Origin of the sequence: Leptotrichia wadei (genome assembly GCF_007990445.1) — a bacterium.
Lineage (GTDB): Bacteria > Fusobacteriota > Fusobacteriia > Fusobacteriales > Leptotrichiaceae > Leptotrichia > Leptotrichia wadei_A.
This window is the reverse complement of record NZ_AP019841.1, coordinates 1,073,988-1,098,118: the sequence shown is the minus strand read 5'-3', so window position 1 is coordinate 1,098,118 and position 24,131 is coordinate 1,073,988. Positions and strand designations below refer to the sequence as shown.

General features: G+C 31.2%; 16 protein-coding genes and 1 CRISPR repeat array. Of the genes, 2 read left to right on the top strand and 14 right to left on the bottom strand.

The window, feature by feature from the left end; genetic code table 11:
• The first annotated feature begins 320 nt into the window (after nt 1–320).
• Complete coding sequence (gene metH / locus FVE74_RS05230; protein WP_147003543.1) at nt 321–3,827, top strand: methionine synthase; 3,507 nt, start codon at nt 321–323, stop codon at nt 3,825–3,827.
• Nucleotides 3,828–4,032: 205 nt separating this feature from the next.
• Here metH and lon read toward each other — a convergent pair whose 3' ends face one another.
• The 14 genes from lon to serA form a co-directional block, all read right to left on the bottom strand.
• Nucleotides 4,033–6,408: an endopeptidase La gene (gene lon / locus FVE74_RS05225; RefSeq protein ID WP_147003542.1), complete on the bottom strand. Its 2,376-nt coding sequence runs from the start codon at nt 6,406–6,408 to the stop codon at nt 4,033–4,035.
• 116 nt (nt 6,409–6,524) lie between these two features.
• Nucleotides 6,525–7,754 carry an ATP-dependent Clp protease ATP-binding subunit ClpX gene (gene clpX / locus FVE74_RS05220; RefSeq protein ID WP_147003541.1) on the bottom strand — a complete coding sequence of 410 codons (1,230 nt, stop codon included), beginning with the start codon at nt 7,752–7,754 and terminating at the stop codon, nt 6,525–6,527.
• Between the two features lie 42 nt (nt 7,755–7,796).
• Nucleotides 7,797–8,372 (bottom strand): ATP-dependent Clp endopeptidase proteolytic subunit ClpP, encoded by a 576-nt coding sequence (gene clpP / locus FVE74_RS05215; protein ID WP_018450081.1) that lies wholly within the window; start codon nt 8,370–8,372, stop codon nt 7,797–7,799.
• A gap of 162 nt (nt 8,373–8,534) precedes the next feature.
• Complete coding sequence (tig, locus tag FVE74_RS05210) at nt 8,535–9,821, bottom strand: trigger factor (RefSeq protein ID WP_147003540.1); 1,287 nt, start codon at nt 9,819–9,821, stop codon at nt 8,535–8,537.
• A 56-nt stretch (nt 9,822–9,877) separates the two neighbouring features.
• A complete protein-coding gene (gene recJ, locus FVE74_RS05205) occupies nt 9,878–11,569 on the bottom strand; it encodes a single-stranded-DNA-specific exonuclease RecJ (protein WP_147003539.1) in 1,692 nt (563 codons plus the stop codon).
• 203 nt (nt 11,570–11,772) lie between these two features.
• Nucleotides 11,773–12,141, bottom strand: coding sequence for a 30S ribosome-binding factor RbfA (gene rbfA, locus FVE74_RS05200; protein WP_147003538.1), 369 nt, complete (start codon nt 12,139–12,141; stop codon nt 11,773–11,775).
• Between the two features lie 18 nt (nt 12,142–12,159).
• Nucleotides 12,160–15,225 (bottom strand): translation initiation factor IF-2, encoded by a 3,066-nt coding sequence (gene infB, locus FVE74_RS05195; protein ID WP_147003537.1) that lies wholly within the window; start codon nt 15,223–15,225, stop codon nt 12,160–12,162.
• Nucleotides 15,222–15,809 (bottom strand): DUF448 domain-containing protein, encoded by a 588-nt coding sequence (locus FVE74_RS05190; protein WP_232054088.1) that lies wholly within the window; start codon nt 15,807–15,809, stop codon nt 15,222–15,224. Before FVE74_RS05190 ends, infB begins: the two co-directional genes overlap by 4 nt.
• 144 nt (nt 15,810–15,953) lie before the next feature.
• Nucleotides 15,954–17,153, bottom strand: coding sequence for a transcription termination factor NusA (gene nusA / locus FVE74_RS05185; RefSeq protein WP_147003536.1), 1,200 nt, complete (start codon nt 17,151–17,153; stop codon nt 15,954–15,956).
• Nucleotides 17,153–17,641, bottom strand: a complete 489-nt coding sequence (rimP, locus tag FVE74_RS05180) for a ribosome maturation factor RimP (protein WP_147003535.1) — start codon at nt 17,639–17,641, stop codon at nt 17,153–17,155. The genes nusA and rimP overlap by 1 nt, the downstream gene beginning before the upstream one ends.
• Before the next feature lie 153 nt (nt 17,642–17,794).
• A CRISPR array of direct repeats spans nt 17,795–18,655; the repeat unit is 37 nt; unit sequence GTTTCAATCCTTGTTTTAATGGATAACTTACTTTAAC.
• Between the two features lie 399 nt (nt 18,656–19,054).
• Entirely contained in the window at nt 19,055–19,240 is a 186-nt protein-coding gene (locus FVE74_RS05175; RefSeq protein ID WP_147003534.1) for a hypothetical protein, read from the bottom strand.
• 100 nt (nt 19,241–19,340) lie between these two features.
• Complete coding sequence (gene thrB, locus FVE74_RS05170) at nt 19,341–20,234, bottom strand: homoserine kinase (RefSeq protein ID WP_147003533.1); 894 nt, start codon at nt 20,232–20,234, stop codon at nt 19,341–19,343.
• A gap of 31 nt (nt 20,235–20,265) precedes the next feature.
• Nucleotides 20,266–20,940: a hypothetical protein gene (locus FVE74_RS05165; protein WP_147003532.1), complete on the bottom strand. Its 675-nt coding sequence runs from the start codon at nt 20,938–20,940 to the stop codon at nt 20,266–20,268.
• Nucleotides 20,941–20,967: 27 nt separating this feature from the next.
• Entirely contained in the window at nt 20,968–22,560 is a 1,593-nt protein-coding gene (gene serA / locus FVE74_RS05160) for a phosphoglycerate dehydrogenase (protein ID WP_018497786.1), read from the bottom strand.
• Between the two features lie 405 nt (nt 22,561–22,965).
• Here serA and ytvI point away from each other — a divergent pair, with 405 nt between their 5' ends.
• The gene (gene ytvI, locus FVE74_RS05155) at nt 22,966–24,120 is read left to right on the top strand and encodes a sporulation integral membrane protein YtvI (protein WP_147003531.1); all 1,155 of its coding nucleotides are present in this window, start codon (nt 22,966–22,968) and stop codon (nt 24,118–24,120) included.
• Nucleotides 24,121–24,131 lie beyond the last annotated feature (11 nt).

Here is a 24,131-nt window from a genome sequence, read left to right as displayed (position 1 = left end):
AATATGTTGTGTTTATTTTGATTTTTTTACCGTATATGTAGTGTATCTTATTTTTGAAAATTTTTCAATAAGATTATTTTTAATTTTTGATTAAAGAGTTTTCTAAGTTGATAAATAAAGGGATTTATTAATTATATATTTTATATATGGACAAATGATTATTTATTATTATTTCTAAAGATATAGGAAAAATGACGATTGGAGATGAAATAATAAAAATATATAAATTTATGAAAAATAAAATTAATTTCTATATACACACAGATTTTTTTATGATAGAATAAAGTAATATAAATTTACTTACAGGAGTTGAGCAAATTATGGAAAATAAATATAAAAATTCATATAATTTATTACAAAATGATCTAAAAAATAAAATACTAATGCTGGATGGAGCAATGGGAACAATGATTCAGCGAGAAAATTTGACTGCTGATGACTTTGGCGGAGAAAAATATGAAGGATGTAATGATTATCTTGTGCTGAAAAGACCTGATATTATTAAGAATATTCATAAAAAATATCTGGAAGCTGGAAGTGATATTATTGAAACTAACAGTTTTGGAGCTTTAGAAATTGTATTAAAGGACTATGACTTGGAAGACAAAGTTTTTGAAATGAATAAAAGGGCTGCAAAACTTGTAAATGAAGCTATTGCAGAATATAGAAGTGAACATCCTGAAGTTACACGAAATCTTTATGTTGCAGGAGCTCTAGGGCCTTCTAACAAGTCAATCAGTGTTACTGGCGGAGTTACCTTTGAAGAACTTATTCACAATTATTATACCGCTGTTTCAGGGCTTCTGGCTGGTGGAGTCGACTTGATTCTATTTGAAACGATCCAAGATACAAGAAACTTGAAAGCAGCTTATTTGGGGCTTAAAAAGGCTATGGAAGAAAATTATACTGTTCCGTTAATGCTGTCATTTACGATTGAAAGTACAGGAACTACGCTTGCAGGGCAAACTGCAGATGCCTTTTATTATGCTGTAAATCACATGAATCCATTTTCTGTGGGGCTAAATTGTGCAACTGGACCTGAATTTATGACACAGTTCTTAAAAACATTGAATAATATTTCAAATACTTATATTTCAGTTTATCCAAATGCAGGATTGCCTAATGAAGACGGGGAATATGAGGAAACTCCAGACACATTGTCAGCTAAAATTGAACCGTTTTTCCAAAACCATTATTTAAATATTGTTGGTGGATGCTGCGGAACTACGCCTGAACACATTCAAAGAATTAAGGAAAAAAGTATAAATTATGAACCAAGAGTTATTGATAAAAATAAAGATTTTAACGATGTTTCTGGATTAATAGCCTTGGAAACGCCAAAAGATCGACCAATTTACGTGGGGGAACGTACAAATGTAATTGGTTCACGTATTTTTAAAAACTTAATTGCCAGCGAGAAATTTGACGAGGCGACAGAAGTTGCTAGACTTCAGATTAAGGGACGTGCGGATGTAATTGATATTTGTCTTGCGAATCCTGATAGAGACGAGATTGCCGATATGAAGGCATTTTTAGATAAAGTGGCAAAATTTGCTAAAGTTCCGCTTATGATTGACTCAACTGATATAAATGTTGTTAAAGAAGGACTTACTTACTTGCAAGGGAAAGGAATTATAAATTCGATTAACCTTGAAGATGGGGAAAAGAAATTTACTGATATGGCAAAAGTTATTAAGGATTTTGGGGCTTCTGTTGTTGTTGGACTAATTGATGAGGAAGGTATGGCTGTTTCTGTTGAGAAAAAATTGAAAGTTGCCAGAAGAAGCTATGAACTGCTTACAAAAAAATATGGGATTGATGAAAGGGATATAATTTTTGACACATTAGTCTTCCCAGTTGCAACAGGAGATCAAAAGTACATCGGATCTGCTACAGCAACAATTGAGGCAATTAGGCAAATTAAAGCAGAAATGCCGAATGTAAAGACAATTCTTGGAGTGAGCAACGTTTCATTTGGACTGCCGATTGCTGGAAGGGAAGTTTTAAACACTTATTATATGCAAAAGGCTTATGAGGCTGGACTTGATTATGCAATTATAAATACAGAAAAAGTTATTCCGATGAATGAAATTTCAGATGAAGAAAAAGAACTGTCAGAAAACATTTTATTTCATACAAATGATGAAAATGTATCAAAATTTGCAAATTTCTATCGTGAAAAAAAGGCTGTAAAAAAAGTTGCTGATACAAGTAACCTAACTACTGAAGAAAAAGTTGCAAACTTGGTTGTAGAAGGAAGTAAAAAGGACTTGACAATTTTACTGGATGAATTATTGAAAAAATATTCACCAATTGAAATTATAAACGGGCCTTTAATGACTGGAATGGATGAAGTTGGAAGATTGTTTAACAACAATGACTTAATCGTTGCTGAAGTTCTTCAAAGTGCTGAAGTTATGAAGGCTTCTGTCTCGCATCTGGAACAATTTATGAAAAAAGATGAGTCATCTGTAAAAGGAAAAGTAGTTATGGCAACTGTAAAAGGGGATGTCCACGACATTGGAAAAAATCTGGTTGGAATAATTATTGGAAATAACGGTTATGAAGTAATTGACCTTGGAATCAATGCTTCTGCAGAAAAAATTCGTGAAGCAATTATCGAACATAAAGCTGATTTTCTCGGGCTTTCTGGACTTCTTGTAAAATCTGCCACAGAAATGGTAAATACTATGGAAGTTCTACGTGAAGCTGGAATTGATATTCCGATATTTGTGGGAGGTGCTGCACTTACAGAAAAATTTACTGTAAACAAAATTGAGCCTGCCTATAAAAATAATATTGTAATTTACTCAAGAGATGCAATGACTGCACTTTCTGATTTAAATAAAATGATTGATGAGAAAAAATTTGAAGAATTTAAGGAACACTTGCAAAAACGTAGAGAATTAGTAACAATTAAAGATGCGAAAAAACTTGAACAACTGAAGGTTAAACCGACAGTAAGTGATATTAAAGATGCTGATGGAACATTCGACTTTTCAAAAGTTGAACTGCCGAAATATAACTTTGAAAAAATTTACAAGCCGCAAACTTTGAATAAGCAAATTTTAACAAATATAAAGGCAAAGGATGTATTTCCATTTGTAAACTTGCAAATGCTTATCGGAAAACATCTTGGAATGAAATGGATTGTAAATAATTTGATTGAAAAACAAGATCCTAGAACAATAAAATTATACAATGAAATTTTAGACATTGTCGAAAATGGCGATGAATACTTTGATATAAAGGCTATTTATAAATTTTTCCCTGCACGTAGAAAAGCTGGAAAAAGAAAAGATGACTTTAAAATTGAAATTCTATCAGATGATTTGTCAACAGTTTTGGAAACTTTTGATTTTCCAAGACAAAAATATGGACAATATTTATCGCTAAATGATTATGTAAGTCCAGAAGGAATCGACTACATCGGATTTTTTGTCGCAACTGCTGGAGAAAAATCAAGACTTGTTTCCAATGAATTAAAGGAAAAAGGCGAATTTTACAGAGGGCATATTGTAAATTCTATTGGACTGGAGCTTGCCGAAGCAACATCTGAATATATTCACAAAATGATGCGTCAAGATGTTGGAATCATTGACAAAAATATCTCTCTAAACGAGATTTTAAATGCCCAATATCAAGGAAACCGTTATTCTTTCGGCTATCCAGCCTGCCCAGACTTAAGCGACCAAAGAAAACTGTTTAATTTATTGAAACCAGAAAGATATGGAATTACATTGACGGAAGAATTTATGATGTACCCGGAAGCGACAGTAAGCGCAATTGTATTCTCACAACCGTTCTGTAAATATTTTAATATGTAAAATTTTGTAAGTGAAGTGTATTACTTTAAAGTTGTAATGCACTTTTCTTATGAAATAGATTCCCATTAGATCAATAGATTGTATAACCTCTACTTAACAAGGGGTCTTGAACTCCTTGTAATAAAAAAATAAATTAAAAAATTAGGATGATAAAATCAATCATCCTAATAAAATTCATCGTATTTTTTAAATAATTATCTTTTTATTATTTTTCTTTTGCAGTCTCGCTTTTCTTTGCTTCTTTTTTCTTTTCTGAATCTTTCTTATCCACAAAAACAATCTTTTTCACATCATCATACGTTTTTGCAAAATAAAATTTCATCTGGTCTGCAATTTCCTTTGGAAGTTCCTCTGTATCAACTTTATTATCAAAAGGAAGCACAACATCTCTTATTCCGACTCTATGAGCTCCGATTACCTTTTCTTTAATTCCGCCAACTGCCAGAACTTCTCCAGTAATCGTAATTTCTCCAGTCATTGCCACATCTTGTCTAACTTCCTTATTAGTCAATACTGAAATTATTGCTGTTGTAATTGTTATTCCTGCTGATGGTCCGTCTTTTGGTACTGCTCCTTCAGGAAAGTGTAAGTGAACATCTGTTGTTTCATTGAATTTTTCTTTTATTCCAAGTTCATTTTTTATGTGCCGTACATAAGAATATGCCACTCTAGCTGATTCCTTCATTACATCTCCCAGCTTCCCAGTAAGCTGCAGCACACCTTTCCCTTCCATTTTTACCGCCTGCACTTCCAGAGTTGTTCCTCCAACCGCTGTCCATGCAAGTCCATTTACAACACCGATTTTACCTTCTTTTTCTTTAATTTTATCAATTCTGAATTTGGCATTTCCCAAATATTTCTTGACTTTTGCTTCAGAAACAGAGATTTTCTTGCTGTCAGATTTTGATAAAAGTATTTCCTTTGCTATCTTTCTAAATAATTTACCAATTTCTCTTCGTAAATTTCTAACTCCAGCTTCTCTTGTATACTCATTTATAATTTTCATGACTGCTTTATCAGAAAATGAAATTTTAAATTCTTTTAATCCATTTTCTTCCTGTGTTTGAGGAATTAAATATTTTTTAGCAATATTTAATTTTTCAAATTCTGTGTATGACTCGATTGAAATAATTTCCATTCTGTCACGAAGCGGTCCTGGAATTCCGCCCAAATCATTTGCTGTACAAATGAAAAATACATTTGACAAGTCAAAAGTATGATCAATGTAATGGTCTTCAAATGAGTTATTTTGTGCAGGATCTAATACTTCCAGCATTGCTGAAGCAGGATCTCCTCTAAAGTCAGAAGCCATTTTATCAATTTCATCAAACAGCATTACAGGATTATTCACTCCAACCTGTTTCAATGAATTTATAATTCTTCCAGGCATTGCTCCTACATAAGTTCTTCTATGTCCACGAATTTCAGCCTCATCTCTTACTCCACCAAGCGAGATTCTTGTAAATTTTCTGTTCATTGCACGGGCTACCGAATGTGCAAGTGATGTTTTACCCACACCTGGAGGCCCTACAAGACAGATAATCGAACCTTTTAATGTATTGTTTAATTTTTTTATTGCCAAAAATTCTAAAATTCTTTCTTTTACTTCTTCCAATCCGTAATGGTCCTCATTCAGAATTTTTTCAGCTTTCTTTATATCAATTTCATCGTTAGTAGAAACTTCCCAAGGTAATTCAAGCACAGTTTCAATATATGTTCTAATTACTGAAGATTCTGCAGAAAAATCAGGCATTTTCTTCATTCTTGAAAGCTCTTTTACCAATTTATCCTTCAAATCCTGAGGAATTTTAGCATCCTTTACTCTTTGATCAAGTTCTTCCAATTCCTCGTCAGAATCCGTTCCTTCTCCCATTTCTTCACGCATTACCTTAATTTTTTCACGTAAATAATAGTTTTTCTGAACTTCTGCCATCTGTTCCTTCACACGATTTTCAATTTCTCTTTCAAGCATAAAGATTTCAATTTCTCTTTCAAGTATGCTTAAAATCTTATAGGCTCTTTCTTCCACATCCAGCGTTTCAAGAAGCCCTTGCTTCACATCTGTCGCAATCATAAGATTAGTGCAGATCAAATCAAAAACTTTGTCAATGCTGCTAATTTCCTTTATATTATAAATAATATCAGGCAACACTTTATTAGTTTTCTTTGCATATTTTGAAAATTCATCAATAACTTTACGCTTCAAAGCCTCAGCTTTACTTTCATCAATTGGCTTTGAAAAGATTTCTTCATATTCAGCATAAATAATGCCATTTTCATCTTTTGAAAACTGATTGATAAGAACTCTATGCTTAGCTTCAACAAGCACTTTTACATTTCCATTTGGCATTTTTACTGTTTGTATAATGTGAACTAAAACTCCAGTTTCATAAACATCTTCTGGAAATTTCGGCTCTTCTATATTCGCATCCTTTTGCGACGTAAGAATCAGCTTATTATCAAATCTTGCAACTGCTTCTTCAAGACTTTTCAGGCTTGACTGCCTTCCGATAAAAATCGGAGTTACAACGCCTGGAAATACAACTAATTCTCTTGTAGCTATAAACGGTTTATTTTGCATAATTTCTCCTTTCATATTTTATACTAAATCTAGATTTCTTTTAAATTATAATAAATACAATTCATATTCAATAATTTATGTTTTCTGTATATTTTTAAATAATTTAAATAATTTTACTATTCAACAATTACTTTATCCTTATCTGTAACAGCTTCCTTCGTAATTATCACTTTCTTAACATTGTCTTTTGATGGAATTTCATACATCAAGTCAGTCATAACGCTTTCAATAATTGAACGAAGCCCTCTCGCTCCAATTTTTCTCTTAAGTGCCAGCTGTGCAATCTCAACGATCGCATCCTTATCAAATTCCAAATCCACATTTTCCATCTCAAAATATTTTTTATATTGTTTAACAAGCGAATTTTTAGGCTCTGTCAATATTTTTATCATAGCCTCTTCATCAAGCCCATGAAGCGCTGTAATTACAGGCAGCCGCCCAATTAACTCTGGAATTAACCCAAATTTTATCAAATCTTCAGGCAATACATTTTCAAATAAAGTCAAGTCATCCAATTTAGTTTTATTTGTTTCCAGCCCAAATCCAACCCTCTTTTCATTAACTCTATCTTTAACTTTCGCTTCCAGCCCTTCAAATGCTCCACCAACAATAAATAAAATATCCTTCGTATTAATTTCAATCATTTCCTGATTTGGATGTTTTCTCCCACCTTGAGGCGGCACACTCGCAACAGTCCCTTCAATAATTTTAAGCAGTGCCTGCTGAACTCCTTCTCCAGAAACATCCCTTGTAATTGACATATTTTCCGACTTTCTCGCAATTTTATCAATTTCATCAATATAAATAATCCCATGTTCTGCTGTTTCAATATCATAATCTGCAGCCTTTATCAACTTCAAAAGCACATTTTCCACATCATCCCCAACATATCCAGCTTCTGTCAACGTTGTCGCATCTGCAATCGCCAAAGGTACATTCAATGTTTTTGCTAATGTCTGTGCAAGCAAAGTTTTCCCACTTCCAGTAGGCCCTACTAGCAGCACATTGGATTTTTGAAGCTCCACATCATCATCTGTTTTTTTCTGCTGTTTATGCGTTATTCTCTTAAAATGATTATAAACCGCCACAGATAAAACTTTTTTAGGCTGTTCCTGTCCGATAATATATTCATCAAGTTTAGCCTTTATTTCCTTAGGCTTTAACAACGTAATTTCCCTATTCTGCTCATTTTTATCATATTCTCTAAAACTGTCCAATAACTCCGCACTGTCTTCTATACACTCATTACAAATAAATACATCATCCTCTTCTGGACTCTGTACCAGTCTTTCCACTTCATCTTCTTCTCTTCCACAAAATGAACAGTAATTTTTTTTCTTTGCCAATATTTTTCACCTCGTTTTTTCTACAATTTAAATCATAAATAATTACAATATTTTATCAATTAATCCATAATTTACAGCTTCTTCTGGCGACATAAAATTATCTCTTTCAGTATCCGCATAAATTTCTTCCACTGATTTTCCAGTTGCTTCTGATAAAATTTTACTTGTAATTTCCTTCATTCTTTCAATTTCTTTTGCTTGAATCTGAATATCTGTCGCTTGCCCTCTTGCACCACCTAATGGCTGATGAATCATTATTCTTGAATTTGGCAATGAGTATCTTTTTCCTTTTGCTCCTGCTGACAACAATACTGCTCCCATACTTGCCGCTTGTCCTACGCAAACTGTAGAAACATCACTTTTAATGTGACGCATTGTATCATAAATTGCAAGTCCAGCTGTAATTACTCCACCTGGGCTATTTATATACATAACAATATCCTTTTCATTATCCTGCGCATCCAGGAACAGCAGCTGTGCAACAATCGCATTTGCCATCCCATCTTCAACTTCTCCGCTTACAAAAATTATTCTATCCTTCAAAAGTCTTGAATAAATATCATAGCTTCTTTCCCCACGTCCATCATTTTCAATAACTACTGGACTATATACTGACATATTATTTCCTCCTCTTTCTGTCAATTTTTTCTTTCATTTCTTGTTTTTATTCTTTCTCATTTACTATCAAATAGAGAAAAAGAATTTCGCAATAAACTATTTTATCACAAAATTCTTCTAAAATCAAAATATTCTTTTCAATTCACAATTTTTCAAAAATTACTATTTAACTTTTGCTTCATTTACTAATAAATCAATTGTTTTTTGATTTACTAATCTATAATTTGTTTCATCAATGAATCTTTCATAATTTCCATTTTTTCTTACATCAGCAATTAATGCATCCTTTTCAAGTCCATACATTGCAGCTAAAGTTTCGATTTCTTTTGCTACTTCTTCATCAGTTGCTTTAATTTCTTCAGCTTTTGCAATTTCAGCCAGCACTAATTCTGTTTTCACAGCTTTTTCAGCATTTTCCTTTGCATTTTCCCTCATTGAATCCATTGTTTGTCCAGTCATTTGGAAATATTGATTCAAGTTAATTCCTTGCATTTGCAATTGTTGCGCAAATCTGTTGATTTGATAGTCAATTTCCCTTTGAACTAATGCTTCTGGAACTTCAACTTCTGTTGCATTTACTACTGCTTCTACAACTTTGTTCTTAAATTCATTTTCAGCTCTTGTTTCTTCTCTTTTTGTAATATTTTCTCTAGTTTTATTTTTCATATCTTCAACAGAGTCAAATCCTAATTCTTTTGCCAAGTCATCATTTAATTCAGCTTCTTCTTTTCTCTTGATTGAGTTTACTTTTACTTTAAATAAAGCTGGTTTTCCAGACAAGTTTGCAGCTCCATAATTTTCAGGGAAAGTAACGTTTACATCAAACTCATCCCCTTTTTTGTGTCCTGCAATTTGATCTTCAAAAGTGTCAATAAAGCTGTGAGAACCTAATGTCAAGTCATATCCTTCAGCTTTTCCTCCATCAAAGGCTTCCCCATCTATAAATCCTTCAAAGTTAATGTTTACAACATCATCATTTTTAGCTTCTTCATCTTCTGCAATTTCTTTTAATTTTGCAGCGCTTTCTCTTAATCTTTCAATTTCTTCATTTACAGTTTCATCTGTAACTTCCACATTTTCCTTTTCTACTTCCACACCTTTATATTGTCCTAATTCAAATGCAGGTAATACAGGAATTGTAAATACAACTTCCACTTTATCATCATTATTTTCATATTTTTCAAGTTTAATATCAGCAATTGGTTTTAATTCATTTTCTGCAACTGCTTTTCTATATTCATCAGAAATAATATGATTTAGGATTTCCCCTTCAATTTCCTTTTTGAATTTACTTTCAATAACTTTTGCAGGTACATGTCCTGGACGGAATCCGTCAACTTTTGCATCTTTAAAATGTACTAAAACGTGATCTTTTAAGTGCTTTAATTCTTCTCCTTCCCTAACTGCTGATACTTCATAAGTTGTTTCATTTAATTTTTTTACTGCCATTTCTTTAATTCCTCCTAAAATTTTTTGTTATATATAATTTATATTAATTAATTTAATTATTTAAAATCCTTTATTTTCAACTCGATAAACAAATCTGAATGAACAGACTTAAATATCGGAGTATAAACTATTTTAAACTTTTTCTTATAAAAATTATTTGTTTTTAATTTATGTCCTAAATTGTATCCAATTACCGATATAATACGGTTATTTTTTTTAACAAATCCCTTAAAATGCCTATTATTTATCCCAAACTTTGTCAAATTCAAAAAACTCACATCAGCATCCATAAAGTTAGGCTCTTGATTATCCAGCCCAAACGGTGAAAGCCTGTTTATATCATGAAGTCTTCTCTTATTCAAATTTTCAATATTCAGCCAAGCATCAATACAAAGCACTTTTTGAACATTCTCTCTATTTTTTCTGGCAAGCTTATTTCGCAAATGCCTTTCTATTTCACCCAAATATTTTTCAGATACAAGAAATCCTGCCGCCAAATCATGCCCTCCAAACCGCTCCAGCTTATCTGAAACACTTTTTAAAATATCAAAAATATTAATTCCTTCAATGCTTCTGCAAGATGCCTTTCCATATCCATTTTTTATTGAAACTAGAATTACTGGAATATTATATTTTATGGAAATTCTTGAACATACAACACCAATTACTCCAGAATGCCATTTTCTGCTTTTCATAAAAATATACTTTGGACGTTCCAGACGCTGTATTTTTTCCTCCAGCTCATTATAAATCTCATTTTCCAAATAACGCCTGATTTTATTCGCACGTTTCATTTCCTCAATTATTGAGAAAAGTTTAAAATCATCCTCTTGAATAAAGAAATTTACAACAATTTTTGAATTATCAATTCTTCCAAGCGCATTAAAAATTGGTGCTACAAAAAATCCAATATCGCTAGTCGTTATATTTTTCGGATTTATCTTCAAATAGTTAATAATATACTTCAAACCTTTTATTTTCGTTTTTTTTAGATTATTTAACCCTTTTTTTATGATAAATCTATTTTCATCAGTCATAGGCACAACATCTGCAACCGTCCCAATCATTATAATATCCAGATAATCATACAATATCTTTTTATTCGCACCATAAGCTTCATAAACCGCATCTGCAAGTTTAAATGCTACTCCGGAGCCAGATAAAAATTTATTTGGATAATTTTTACTGCTTTTTGGATTTATCGTAAGAACTCCAAGATTTTTTTCCTCATTTTCAGAAATGCCTGTTTTTCTGTGATGATCCGTTATAATTATATCAATTCCTCTATCTTTCAGAAGCATCATTTCCTCAAGATTATTTATAGACGTATCAACCGTTATAAACAATTTTGCATCCCATTTTTTCAAAAATGCCAGAACATGCTTATTTATCCCAGTTCCCTTATGAACCCGATTCGGAATGTAATAATCCACATTCAGCCCCAGTCTTCTTAGCATTATTACCAAATATGCCACCCCAGAAATTCCATCAACGTCATAGTCCCCATAAATTATAATTTTCTCTTTATTTTTCCCTGCTTTTTGGATTCTCTTAACGGCATTTTCCATATCTTCAAACAAAAATGGGTTATGAATGTCCTTTTTATCTGAATTTAAAAATTTCTGCACTTTTTCCTTCGTGTTAATTCCCCGATTTAAAAGGAGCCTTGAAATTAATTTGCTCTCACCAAATTCAGAACTTTTTGATACCAAATAATTTTTATCATAGCTTTTTAATTCCCATTTCATTACAAGATTAATCGCTTCCTTTTTTTGTATAGTCAAACACCTTAAAATCAGAATTTTTTATATTCAATAATGAATTCTATACAAGTTCAGAATTTAATAAAACAAATAATCCCATTGTATAGATAAAAAACTTATGCTATTGAACATATCTATTCAATTACTTTTTAGAAATCCTCATTTTAAAGCCATTTTGCATCTTCGTTCTATTCAGTATCACTATTTTCTTTTTTTATTTCACTTAATATTGAAGCTATCTTCACACCATATTCAACACTGTCATCCAAATGAATTCTCACTTCTGGAACAAATCTGACTGTTAATTGCGACCCAATTTTTTTTCTAAAAAATCCCTTTAACTTGTTCAAATCTTCAGCGATTTTTTCTTTATTCACATTATCATTCAAATCAAGTATTGAAAATGTCAAATCAAGATATCTTCCATCCTTTGTAAGCTCTACCTTGTGAATTGTAACAAGATTTCTTATTTTTTCATTTTTTATTTCTGTCAAAAGCGTCATTCCAACAATTCTTGAAATTTCCTTTTCCAGTCCTTTTTTTCTTCTATCATTCATAAAATTATCACCTTTTCGTTATCTTGGGATTTCTTCCATAATGTATGATTCAATAATATCCCCAGCCTTAATATCATTAAAGTCCTGGATACCAATTCCACATTCCTGTCCCATTACAACTTCTTTTACATCATCTTTAAACCGTTTCAGCGAACCTAATTCCCCGTCAAAAATAATAATTCCATCACGAATTACACGGATTTTAGAGTCTTTTGTAACTTTTCCGTCAACAACAGCGGCTCCAGCGACATTTCCAACATTTGATACCTTAAATACTTGCTTAACTTCAATTCTTCCAAAGTAAACTTCCTTAAACTCAGGATCAAGCATTCCCTTCATCGCTTTTTCAATTTCTTCAGTTGCATGGTAAATTACATTGTAGTTTCTAATTTCTACTCCAGTCTTTTCAGCAATAATTCTGGCAGGAGTTGTTGGACGTACGTTAAATGCTATTATAATTGCATTCGATGCTTCTGCAAGTTTTACGTCCCCTTCAGTTACCGCTCCAGCACTTCCTTGAATTACATTAACAACAACTTTTTCCGTATTAAGTTTTTCAAGCGATTCCCTCAATGCTTCAACAGACCCTTTTGAATCAGCTCTTATAATACATTTCAATTCTTTTAATTCTTGTTCTTCCAATTCCTGTGACAAACTTTCCAGTGAAATATGTTTTTTCTTGTTTTGTTCATTTACTTTTCTTTCTCTAATAAAGTCTTCTACAATTTTCTTAGCCTGTTTATCACTTTCAACACCATACAGAATATCTCCTGCATTTGGCACAACATTAAATCCTGTAATTTCCACAGGTTGTGAAATAATTGCCTTATTTATCTTTTTACCTCTGTCATCAAGCATAGAACGAACTCTACCATGAGATTCTCCAGCTACAAACACATCTCCAATTTTAAGCGTTCCTTCCTGTACAAGCACATCGGCAACTGCCCCCATTTTAGGATCCAGTCTTGATTCTACAACAACCGCTTTAGGACGTTTATTAGGATTAGCCTTCAATTCTTCAAGTTCTGCAGTAATCAATATTGTTTCAAGAAGCTCTTCCAAATTAATTTTTTTCTTTGCAGAAATTTCAACAAATTCTGTATTTCCACCCCAGTCAGGAGCCATCAATCCATATTCAGTCAATTCCGTTCTAACTTTCATCGGATCAGCCCCTGGCTTATCAATTTTATTAATTGCAACAATTATTGGAACTCCAGCTTCCTTAGCATGCGAAATAGCTTCTACAGTTTGAGGTTTTACTCCATCATCAGCCGCCACAATCAAAATAGAAATATCCGTAATATTAGCTCCACGAGCCCTCATTTCAGTAAACGCCTCATGTCCTGGAGTATCAATAAACGTAATTCTTTGTCCCTTCCAGTTTACTTGGTAGGCACCAATTTTTTGTGTAATTCCTCCAGCTTCATCACCAATTACATTTGTATGTCTAAGCGCATCAAGTAACGAAGTCTTACCATGGTCAACGTGCCCCATAATTGTAATAACAGGTGCTCTTGTAATAAGCTCATCTTCCTTATCTTCCTGTTCAAGATGATATTTTTCACCATAACTGACTTCTTCGACTTCTTCCTTTTCCACGATTACTTCATAGTCAAGCGCCACTTCTTCAGCCTCTTCAAAAGACAAAATCGCATTTGCCGTAAGCAATTTTCCTTCCATAAAGAACTTTTTAATTATGTCAGAAACATTAATTCCCAGTTTTTCAGCCAGATCTTTAATAACAATTTCATCTCCAATTGTTATCATTCCTATGCTCTCTCCTTCAATTCTGATAATTTCATCCTTGACAACTTTTTCATGTTTTTTATTTTTCTTTTTCTTTTTGTCATCCTTTCTAAAATCAGAACGAAGTTCTTTTTCATGCTGTTCCCTGTCTCTTCTATTCTTTTCGTATTTTTTCTTTTCAAATTTTCCTTTTCCTTTTCCACCAGCTTTTCCCTTTTCAGCAACTGTTGCCGCTGGAATTTCAGTTTGCACATCTTTTCTTCCGCCAGAAAAGTTATTTCTATTATCTTTTCTGAAGTCATCTCTATCTCTATTAAATCCGCCTCTATCGGAAAATCCTCTATTATCCTGTCTATCCCTAAAGTTTCTTGGTCCGTTTTCTCTATTGTCACGGTTATCTCTGTTTTGGAAACCTCTGTTATCTCGATTATCTCTCGACTGATTACTTCCATCCCTGTTAAAATTTCTATTATCTTTTCTAAAGTTATTTTCTCTTCCTTCTCGCTTAAATCCATCTTTATTTCGATTGTCTCTATTTTGGAAGTTTCTTGGCCCGTTTTCTCTATTGTCACGGTTATCCCTATTATCACGTTTTTGGAAACCTCTGCTGTCTCGATTATCTCTCGACTGATTATTTCCATCCTTATTAAAACTTTTATTATCTTTTCTAAAGTTATTTTCTCTTCCTTCTCGCTTAAATCCATCTTTATTTCGATTGTCTCTATTTTGGAAGTTTCTCGTTCCGTTTTCCCTATTGTCACGGTTATCTCTATTTTTATAATTTTGCTTATCTTTATTTATTTCATTTTGCTTATTATTCTGATTACTCAAATTAACTTTCATCTCCATTTTCTTTTTATTTTCGTTTTTATCTAATCTATTTGATTTTTCAAATTTTTGATTTTTATTATTATCTAAATTTTTTATATTATTCAGATTACCTTTATTAATGCCCTCTGATTTTTTTTCTGCATTTAGTTTAATATTTTTTTCCAATGGTTGTTTAAATTTTTCGTAATTTTCATTAATATTTTTATTTTCATTATTAATTTTACTATGTTCAGCATTACTGTTTTTTTGACTATCTGAATGGTCATTTTCTTTTTTTGCAGCAAATTTTGCTGTTTTTTCTTCATTTCTATTCAGATTTTCAGTTTTACTGCCATCACTTTGACTTTGATTCTGAACACCCTTCTGAAGTTTTTTCCTTATCAAGTCAACTTCTTCGCCACTTAGCACATTCATGTGATGTTTTTTATCAATTCCAAATTTTCGGATTTCCTCCATAAACTTAGATGCCGTAAAACCATTTTCCTTTGCTAATTCATGCACTTTCATCCGTTCATCACCTCCACTTTGCTCAATATTCCCTTTATTACCTTTTTATTAAAAATACCGACAACATTGACATCTCTTGAAAAAAGCCTTATCAATTCCTCTTTTTTTTCAACAAATATAATCTCAAAATTAAAATTTTCCTTCAATTTTTCAAATTCTTCAATATATTTCGCCTTTATATCCCGAGGAATTATCAAAAGTTTCACTTTTCCCTTTTTCACTCCATCAATCGTTTCATCAATCCCAAAAACAAAATATTCAGAATTTTTCATCGGCTTTAAAATATCAATTATATATTTTTTTTCACATTTTATTTGCTCCATCATTTTTACAAGCTGCTCAATTTCAATGTTATATTTCTTATTTTTTGAAAGCCTTTCAACACATTCATTAGTTTTACAAACATAAAACCCTCTTGCCTGCACTTTCATTTCCCTGTCAAAAATGTATTTTCCATTCTGCTCAGAAATTCTAAAAAATTCAGATTTTTCACCCTTCCTTCTGCAGCAGACACACATTCTTTCAGGCTTGCTTTTTTCTTTATTTTCTAATTTTTTTTCATCAACTGTATCCAAACTTTCCAATTACCTCCTTGTTCGATACAATTTTAACCACTTGTAAAAGTCATTAACGAAATTTTTAATCTTTTTATTTTCAATTTTCTAACAAAAAAACTTAATTTCCTAATCATAGCATTTCACTTTTACAGCCGTCTAATTGTCCCATTTCTATTCCTTATCTTCGCCAAGTCCTGCAAATGCACTTTCTTCAACTTCAAATGAGTCGCTATTCTTTTCAGCATTTTCCCTTTCATCTAAAGTATCTTGAAATGCACTTCCTTCTTCAAGTTCATCTTCATCACTTTCAGCCACTTCATCTGATTTTGTATGAATGTCAATCTTTACACCGCACAATCTTGCTGCAAGTCTTGAATTTTGTCCTTTTTTACCAATCGCAAGCGACAACTGATTTTCTGCAACAACTACTTTTGCAACTTTCAGATTATCTTCGCCTTCCTCAACAACTTCTACAGACAAAACTTGCGCTGGATTTAAAGCATTTTTTACAAATTCCTTAACATCTTCATTCCAAAGCACAATATCAATTTTTTCCCCTTGCAGTTCATCAATAATAGTTTGAATTCTCATACCATTTCGTCCAATGCAGGCACCCTTTACATCCAAATTCTTATCATCTGAATAAACTGCCACTTTAGAACGGCTTCCAGCTTCCCTTGCAATATTCTTAATCTCAATTATACCTTCATAAATTTCAGGCACTTCAAGTTCCAATAGCCCACGCAGCAATTCTTCAGATTTTCTAGAAACAAAAGTTTTTGTAAACTTAGTTGCCTCCTCAACTTCTCCAATAAATATCTTAATTCTGTCCCCTTGCACAAATTTATCCGTTGGCGACAATTCCTTTTGCGGCACAATCGCTTCAAGTCCATTTATATCAACGTATAAATTCCCCTTTTCATCTGTCTTTCTAACATTTGCAGACACAATTGAATTTTCAATTTCCTTAAACTTATTAAAAATATTTCTTTTTTCACACTCTCTAACCTTCTGTACAACAATCTGCTTTGCATTCTGAATCGCATTTCTCTTAAAACTTTCTGCATTAATTTCCAAATCCAGAATATCTCCCAGCTTAGCACGTTTTTTCACAGAAATTACATCTTCCAGACTAATTTCCTCTTCAGGATTTTCTACATTTTCCACAATCAGTCTTTGTGAATAAACCTTCACATCTCCGCTATTTCTATTTATAGTTACTTTTACATTATCCTTTTCACCATAATTTTTCTTATAAGCCGCAAGCAACGCAGTTTCTATTGTTTCCAGCAATTCTTCCTTTAAAATTCCCTTTTCCTTTTCCAGTTCATCAAGTGCTTCCAAAAATATTTTTTGATCTCGCCCTTTCATCATTCCTCCTCACTATTTAATATGCCATTTGGTAATTCATATATTAAATTTGCCTTTTTTAATTTAGAAAGTGGTATTTCCACTATTTTCCCCAATTTATCATCCAAAAGAAAAATCGTATCATCTTCAAATTTTTCCAATTTTCCAACAAATCTTTTAGCCCCCTCAATATTACTCTTAGCCTGAACATTAACTTTCTCCCCTAAAAATCTCACAAAATCCTTAGGCTTTTTCAACCTTCGCTCAACCCCAGGCGTCGAAACCTCCAAAAAAAACTTCTCTTCAATCAGTTCATCCGCAATCCCGTCAATCTCACGGCTAAAATCAATACAATCATCAAGCGTCGTAGTTCCATCCATTTTCTCCACATACACTCTCAAATAATTATATCCCCCATCCCTCACATATTCCAAATCTGCTAACTCCAGATTCATTTCCTTTAAATGCGATTCGATTTTCTTCTCAAACTCATTTAAAATCTGTTCCATAAAATTACACCTCATATCTAAAACTAAAGAGTGGGCTAACCCACTCTCTACCTAAAATTATTTTCTACAATTATAATAACACATTTTTACTTTTTTTTCAACCCCTTATTTTATTTCCTAAAAAAAAAAACAACCTTATAAAAAAGTTGTTGTTTTTTAAACCTTGTTTTAATGGATAACTTACTTTAACTTCTTCTATAAATGGAATATTAAATAAAGCAAATACTGTTTCAATCCTTGTTTTAATGGATAACTTACTTTAACAAATGAAGGGATGAGCGAAAGTTGGATCGATAGATTGTTTCAATCCTTGTTTTAATGGATAACTTACTTTAACAAATGAAGGGATGAGCGAAAGTTGGATCGATAGATTGTTTCAATCCTTGTTTTAATGGATAACTTACTTTAACGTGATATATATGGAGAAATCCAGATTAGATACACCATTGTTTCAATCCTTGTTTTAATGGATAACTTACTTTAACAACCCACAGAAAGGATTAATCAAAGATGTTATCATAGAGTTTCAATCCTTGTTTTAATGGATAACTTACTTTAACAAAATGAAATTTGATGTAACTGGGAACATTAAGAAAAGTTTCAATCCTTGTTTTAATGGATAACTTACTTTAACATTATAGATAAACATCCAGAAATAAAGGACTGGACTTACAGGTTTCAATCCTTGTTTTAATGGATAACTTACTTTAACCAGCCTCTTTATAATGTGGTTCGGAAAAGAGCTAGCAGGTTTCAATCCTTGTTTTAATGGATAACTTACTTTAACCTCTTTAATTAAGTTTTCTAAGGTAGCAAGTTCGCCGTCTGTTTCAATCCTTGTTTTAATGGATAACTTACTTTAACAATAATAAAGTTTTTTAGCATTAAATCTTCCTTTATTGTGTTTCAATCCTTGTTTTAATGGATAACTTACTTTAACAACATGAACCCATCACAGATGTTGAGGCTTCTATTTTGTTTCAATCCTTGTTTTAATGGATAACTTACTTTAACCCGTACTTTTGAGAAAATCCTTTATTTATCAGTATTATAGAGATTTTTTCAGACATTAAAATCGCACTTTTTTGCTTAATTTTTATCATTTTTTGCTGTTTTTTTGACATTTTCCGTAACTCCTAACGTGCATATTTATTGGCTTTGAATAGGTTTTTCCCTGCTTTTTTAATTTTTAGTAGTGGTAGGAATTTTTACTACAAACTTATTGTACCACATTTTTTTGATTTTTCAAAATTTTTTTAAAAAATTATTATCAAAATTTATTTCCTTAAATAAAAAGATACTAACACTAGACTTATACTAAAAAACAGAATTTACATTTTATTTATTGACAAGGGGTCTTGACCCCTTGCTAGAAAATTTATAAAAATAACTTTTGTAATTTAGTATCCTTCTTCAAATCTGCTTCCAGTAACTTTGCTTCATAGATGAAAATATTTTATTCAAGGCTTCTTCAGCCTTTTTTGAAAGATTGCTTTTTGGAAATTCTTTTACTGTATAAGTACATCTTTCAGCCAAGCCTTTTTGTGACATTCCTTTATTTATTTTTGCTAATTCGCCTTTTTTTACAATTATAGCCATAATAATCCCTCCTTGAATTAATTTATACTATTTTCTAATAACAAAGAAAAATTAACAGCTCAGGATATTTATTTTATTAAATTCTAAGTTTGTATAGTTTCTAATAAACTTCTGCACCCTTCAAATTAATCTTTTTCTTCTCGATAGTCCAATTATCTGATAATTTTGCAAGTTCCTTTTTCATATTTTCTAAAAATTCATCATTATCATAATTTAATGAAATTAAAGTTGGACCTGCACCGCTTATATATTCTCCCAATGCACCGTGTTTTTTAGATGCTTCAAAGATTTTTTCTGAATTGTTTATTAGTGCAAATCTGTAAGGCTGGTGAATTTTGTCACCTAAAAGAAAACGTAAGTTGTCGTATTCTCCTTTGTTAAAAGCATTTACAAGTAATCCTAGTTTTGAGATATTATTTATTGCATCGGAAACTAGATACATTTTTGGTAAAACACTTCTTGCCTTTTCTGTAGATAATTTAAAATTTGGAATCATTACATAAAAGCATAAATCATCAGAGCTTATTAGTGAACTACAGACAAGATTTTCCTTGTCATGTGCAGTAAGCACCATTCCTCCAAAAATCGCAGGTACTACATTGTCAGGATGTCCTTCCATTTCCACAGCAAGTTTTGCTACTTCGTTAATATCTAATACATTCCCTGCAAACTTGTTTGCAATCAAAATTCCAGCAACGATAGCAGATGAACTGCTTCCAAGTCCACGTGAAATTGGAATATCATTTCTCACAATATTTACTTTATAGCTTGGAATATTTTTTACCAAATGTTTTTCTGTATATTTTATAGCTTCAAAAATCAAATTTTCCTCAATTGGAATTGAAAATGGCTTTCCATTTTCCAAAAATTCAATTTTATTGCTTTCTTCCACTTCCAGTTCCAGAAAATAATCCAATGCAACTCCTAAACAATCATAACCTACACCAATATTAGCCGATGTCCCCGGCACTTTTACCTTAAATTTTAAACCCATCTTTATTCCTTTCTTTTTATCATCATAATTTCTATAAGAATAGCCTTGCAGCAAGGCTCAATCTAAAAATACAACAAAATATTAATAATAAATACATAACTTTATAATTTTTATTATCTTTCATAAAATACAACACAGCTAATGAAATAATTACAAAATCAATAAATGTAGGTAAAAATATTATATTTACAAAAATAAATAATAAACCTATCCAATAATTTATTCCTAATAATGAAAATCCTGTATGAAATATATCTTCAAATAAACAGAAATATAAAACTATTATACAAATATAATACTTGTATGCCTTGCTCTTTTTTCTTATAAATATATATAGCAGACCAAATAGTATAAAAAACAGAAGTTCTCCGTTTAAATATCTTGCATTTAGTATAACTTTTGAAAAATATTCAATGTCGAATAATTTTATTCCCATTAATAATGTCTGTCTATTCAAATAAAATAAAGTAATGCTTTGGAAAATAAAAATTTCAAAATCAAAAACAAATTTATTTCCAAATTTATCATTTTCTTTTTTTACAAAAGAATTTAAAATAGAAAATATTAAACCTGCATTTGTTATAAAAAATAAATTATTTTTAGACAACACTATTGATACTGTCAAAAAAATTATTTTCGAATAATTTAAAAAATCTACCTTCTTTATTAATTTTTTCAATTCCTTCAAATACTTACTTACATCCATTTGTTAATTATCAACTTTCAAAAAATACTATATTGTCAAATCCAAGTAATGAGCCCATTTTATTTGACTCAATTCTCGTAGTGCCTTTAATGTTCTTCTTCCAACTTCATTATCTACTGTTAAAAGCATAATTGCACTATTTTCACGTCTACCAACGTTCATTGTGGCAATATTTATATTTCCTCTTCCTAAAGTTGCTCCTACAGCTCCGATAACTCCTGGGACATCTTCATTCCCTAAATAAATCATATTGTCAGAAATTGCCATATCCACATCATGATTTTTTATACTTACAATTCTTTCTTCATTATTCATTCCGATTGTTCCAACAACATAGATTTTTTTACCATCTTCATTTGTTATTACAAATTCTATTGCTGAAGAATAATTTTTGTATTTATGATCTTTTTTATTTATTGAAATATTAATTCCTCTTTTTTCAGCTAATGGTTTTGAATTAATGTAATTTACTTCTTCCTTTAATACAGGCTCTAAAATTCCTTTAATTGCAGTTGAATCTACAAGAGCTGTTTCTTGTTCTGCAATTTCTCCATAATAATTAATGGCAACATTTGTAATTGGAGTTTTTTCAATTTGAAAATAAATTTTTCCTAATTTTTCAGCTAAATTTATGTACGGTTTTACAATTAAGAATTCCTCTCTTCCAATTGCAGGCAAGTTTACAGCTGTTTCAACTATTTCTCCACGAAGTCCATTCAATACCTGCTTTACAACCTGAGTTCCGACATTTCGCTGTGCTTCATAAGTTGTTGCTCCAATGTGTGGAGTTGTAACCACATTGTCAAATTCATATAAAACACATTCTGAACGTGGTTCAACAGCATGTACATCATATCCAAAACTTGCAATTTTTCCACTTCTTAATCCTTCTGCCACAGCTTCTTCATTAAAAAGTCCTCCACGTGCTGCATTTACAAGTCTTACCCCATCCTTTAACTTGTGAATATTTTCAGCATTTATCATATCCAAAGTTTCCTTCGTTTTAGGTGTATGAATAGTTATCACATCTGCCTTTTCCATTAATTCATCAAGCGTTTTAGCTTTTTCACAGCCATATCTCTTGAATCTTTCATCTGAAATATACGGATCATAAGCAACAAGTTTCATTCCAAATGCCTTCATTCTTGTAGCAACTAATCCACCAATTCTTCCAAGTCCGATAATTCCCAATGTTTTTTCAAACAATTCGTTTCCAACAAAAATTTCTCTTTCCCATTTTCCACTTTTAATAAAATTATTTGCCGCAACAATATTTCTCGCAGAAGCAATCATAAGCCCAATCGCAATTTCACAAGCTGAAACCGTATTACTATCTGGAGTATTCGCCACAATTACACCATGTGCAGTTGCTTCTGGAATATTTATATTATCTGTCCCATTTCCAGCACGCCCTACTATTTTCAAATTTTTAGCCTTATCCAGCAATTCCTTATCTACTTTTATAACGCTTCTCACAATCAAAGCATCATATTCATGAATTATTTCCAAAATTTCTTCCCGTGAAATTCCCACTTTCACATCAACCTTTACATCTCTAGCATTTTGCAGCCTAGCAACCGCTTCATCATCAATATATTCACCAACTAAAACTTTATACATATTTCCTCCTCACAATTCTGTAATCTATATCTAATATATTATCATAAATTAAGCCACAATTCAATATATATGCCAATTCTTTATAAATCCACCTAAAGTCTGAATAGCAGTTCTCAAATTCATTCTACCATAAATATAAAAATTAAAAAATTATAGATTTACAATTTATCATATTTATTATATAATATACCCAAATTATTTTTATATTGAACTATTTAAAACTAATACTAAAATTTCATTTTAAAATAAGCAAAAATCTTACTTTTTATAAAATATAATTATAATCTGAAATTAATTATTGAAAAATCTTGTTTTTTTTTATAAATCAAACATATTATAGTTTTAAGTTCTGTTTTAAATTAATTTTTTATGCTTTATATTAAAATAAAAAAGGAGAATCACAATATGGCAAGTTACAAAAATTTTGACTTTAAAAAACTGTATTTTATCGTGTATATTGCCTTAATTTTAATAGTCGTATTTTTAGCATTTAAATTGGGGATATTTTTATTTCCATTTACAATAGCGCTATTTTTTTCAATATTAACACGGCCATTTACACGATTTTTACAAAATAAGCTGAAACTTTCAAAAAAACTTTCAACGATAATTTCAATTGTATCATTTTTACTAATATTTTTTGGAATTATCGGCTGGGGATCACTAAAACTAATAAGTGAAATTTATAAATTATCTCAAAATCTTAACAGCTACAGTGAAATGATGCAAAAACTTTGGACTGACGGCATGGGAAAAGTTTATGCCTATTTGGGAAATTTCCCATCAGGCTTTACAAAGCAAGTAAATGATACGATAAATGCTTTTATTTCCACAGGTTCTGCAAAGCTCGGAACTTTTATAAAAGGTTTAATCAATTTTATTACATCAATCCCAACTGTTATTTTATATATCTGTATTACAATTTTAGCAACTTTCTTTATTAGCCTTGACAAAGATGAAATTGTAGTTTTTTTAGAGCATCAGTTTCCAAAATCTTGGCTAGATAAAGTTTTCAATATAAAAACAGATATGTTTACAGTTCTTGGTTCCTATATCAAGGCGCAAATTATTCTGATGACAATTTGTTTCTTTGAACTTCTAATATGCCTAAATTTATTGTCATTTTTAGGATTAAATGTGCCTTATCCCCTACTAATGTCCATAATTATCTGTTTAATTGACGCATTACCAATTTTAGGAGCAGGAACAGTCCTAATTCCTTGGGCAGTGATTTCCTTTGCATTATCAGACATAAAGTTAGGAGTTGCCCTAATAATAATTTATTTATTTGTTCTATCAGTAAGGCAAATGATGGAACCAAAATTAGTAAGTCAAAATCTAGGAGTTCATCCTTTAATTACCTTGATTTCAATGTATTCAGGATTTAAAATTTTTGGAGTAATTGGATTTTTAATTGGGCCTGTAGTGATGATTATTTTAAAAAATGTATTTTCAAAAGAATTGGAAGTTGGATTTTTTAGGGACATTTTTGGAGATACTGCTGATAATAAAAGTTCTAATAATAAAAAATTAAAGAAGCAAGATAAGTTCAAGCAATAGATGTGTTCAAT

Excerpts from the sequence above, each read along its gene's own strand:
- metH (WP_147003543.1), top strand. The coding sequence starts at position 321 with ATGGAAAATAAATATAAAAATTCATATAATTTATTACAAAATGATCTA.
- lon (WP_147003542.1), bottom strand. The coding sequence starts at position 6,408 with ATGCAAAATAAACCGTTTATAGCTACAAGAGAATTAGTTGTATTTCCA.
- clpP (WP_018450081.1), bottom strand. The coding sequence starts at position 8,372 with ATGTCAGTATATAGTCCAGTAGTTATTGAAAATGATGGACGTGGGGAA.
- tig (WP_147003540.1), bottom strand. The coding sequence starts at position 9,821 with ATGGCAGTAAAAAAATTAAATGAAACAACTTATGAAGTATCAGCAGTT.
- recJ (WP_147003539.1), bottom strand. The coding sequence starts at position 11,569 with ATGAAATGGGAATTAAAAAGCTATGATAAAAATTATTTGGTATCAAAA.
- rbfA (WP_147003538.1), bottom strand. The coding sequence starts at position 12,141 with ATGAATGATAGAAGAAAAAAAGGACTGGAAAAGGAAATTTCAAGAATT.
- infB (WP_147003537.1), bottom strand. The coding sequence starts at position 15,225 with ATGAAAGTGCATGAATTAGCAAAGGAAAATGGTTTTACGGCATCTAAG.
- nusA (WP_147003536.1), bottom strand. The coding sequence starts at position 17,153 with ATGAAAGGGCGAGATCAAAAAATATTTTTGGAAGCACTTGATGAACTG.
- rimP (WP_147003535.1), bottom strand. The coding sequence starts at position 17,641 with ATGGAACAGATTTTAAATGAGTTTGAGAAGAAAATCGAATCGCATTTA.
- FVE74_RS05175 (WP_147003534.1), bottom strand. The coding sequence starts at position 19,240 with ATGGCTATAATTGTAAAAAAAGGCGAATTAGCAAAAATAAATAAAGGA.
- thrB (WP_147003533.1), bottom strand. The coding sequence starts at position 20,234 with ATGGGTTTAAAATTTAAGGTAAAAGTGCCGGGGACATCGGCTAATATT.
- FVE74_RS05165 (WP_147003532.1), bottom strand. The coding sequence starts at position 20,940 with ATGGATGTAAGTAAGTATTTGAAGGAATTGAAAAAATTAATAAAGAAG.
- serA (WP_018497786.1), bottom strand. The coding sequence starts at position 22,560 with ATGTATAAAGTTTTAGTTGGTGAATATATTGATGATGAAGCGGTTGCT.
- ytvI (WP_147003531.1), top strand. The coding sequence starts at position 22,966 with ATGGCAAGTTACAAAAATTTTGACTTTAAAAAACTGTATTTTATCGTG.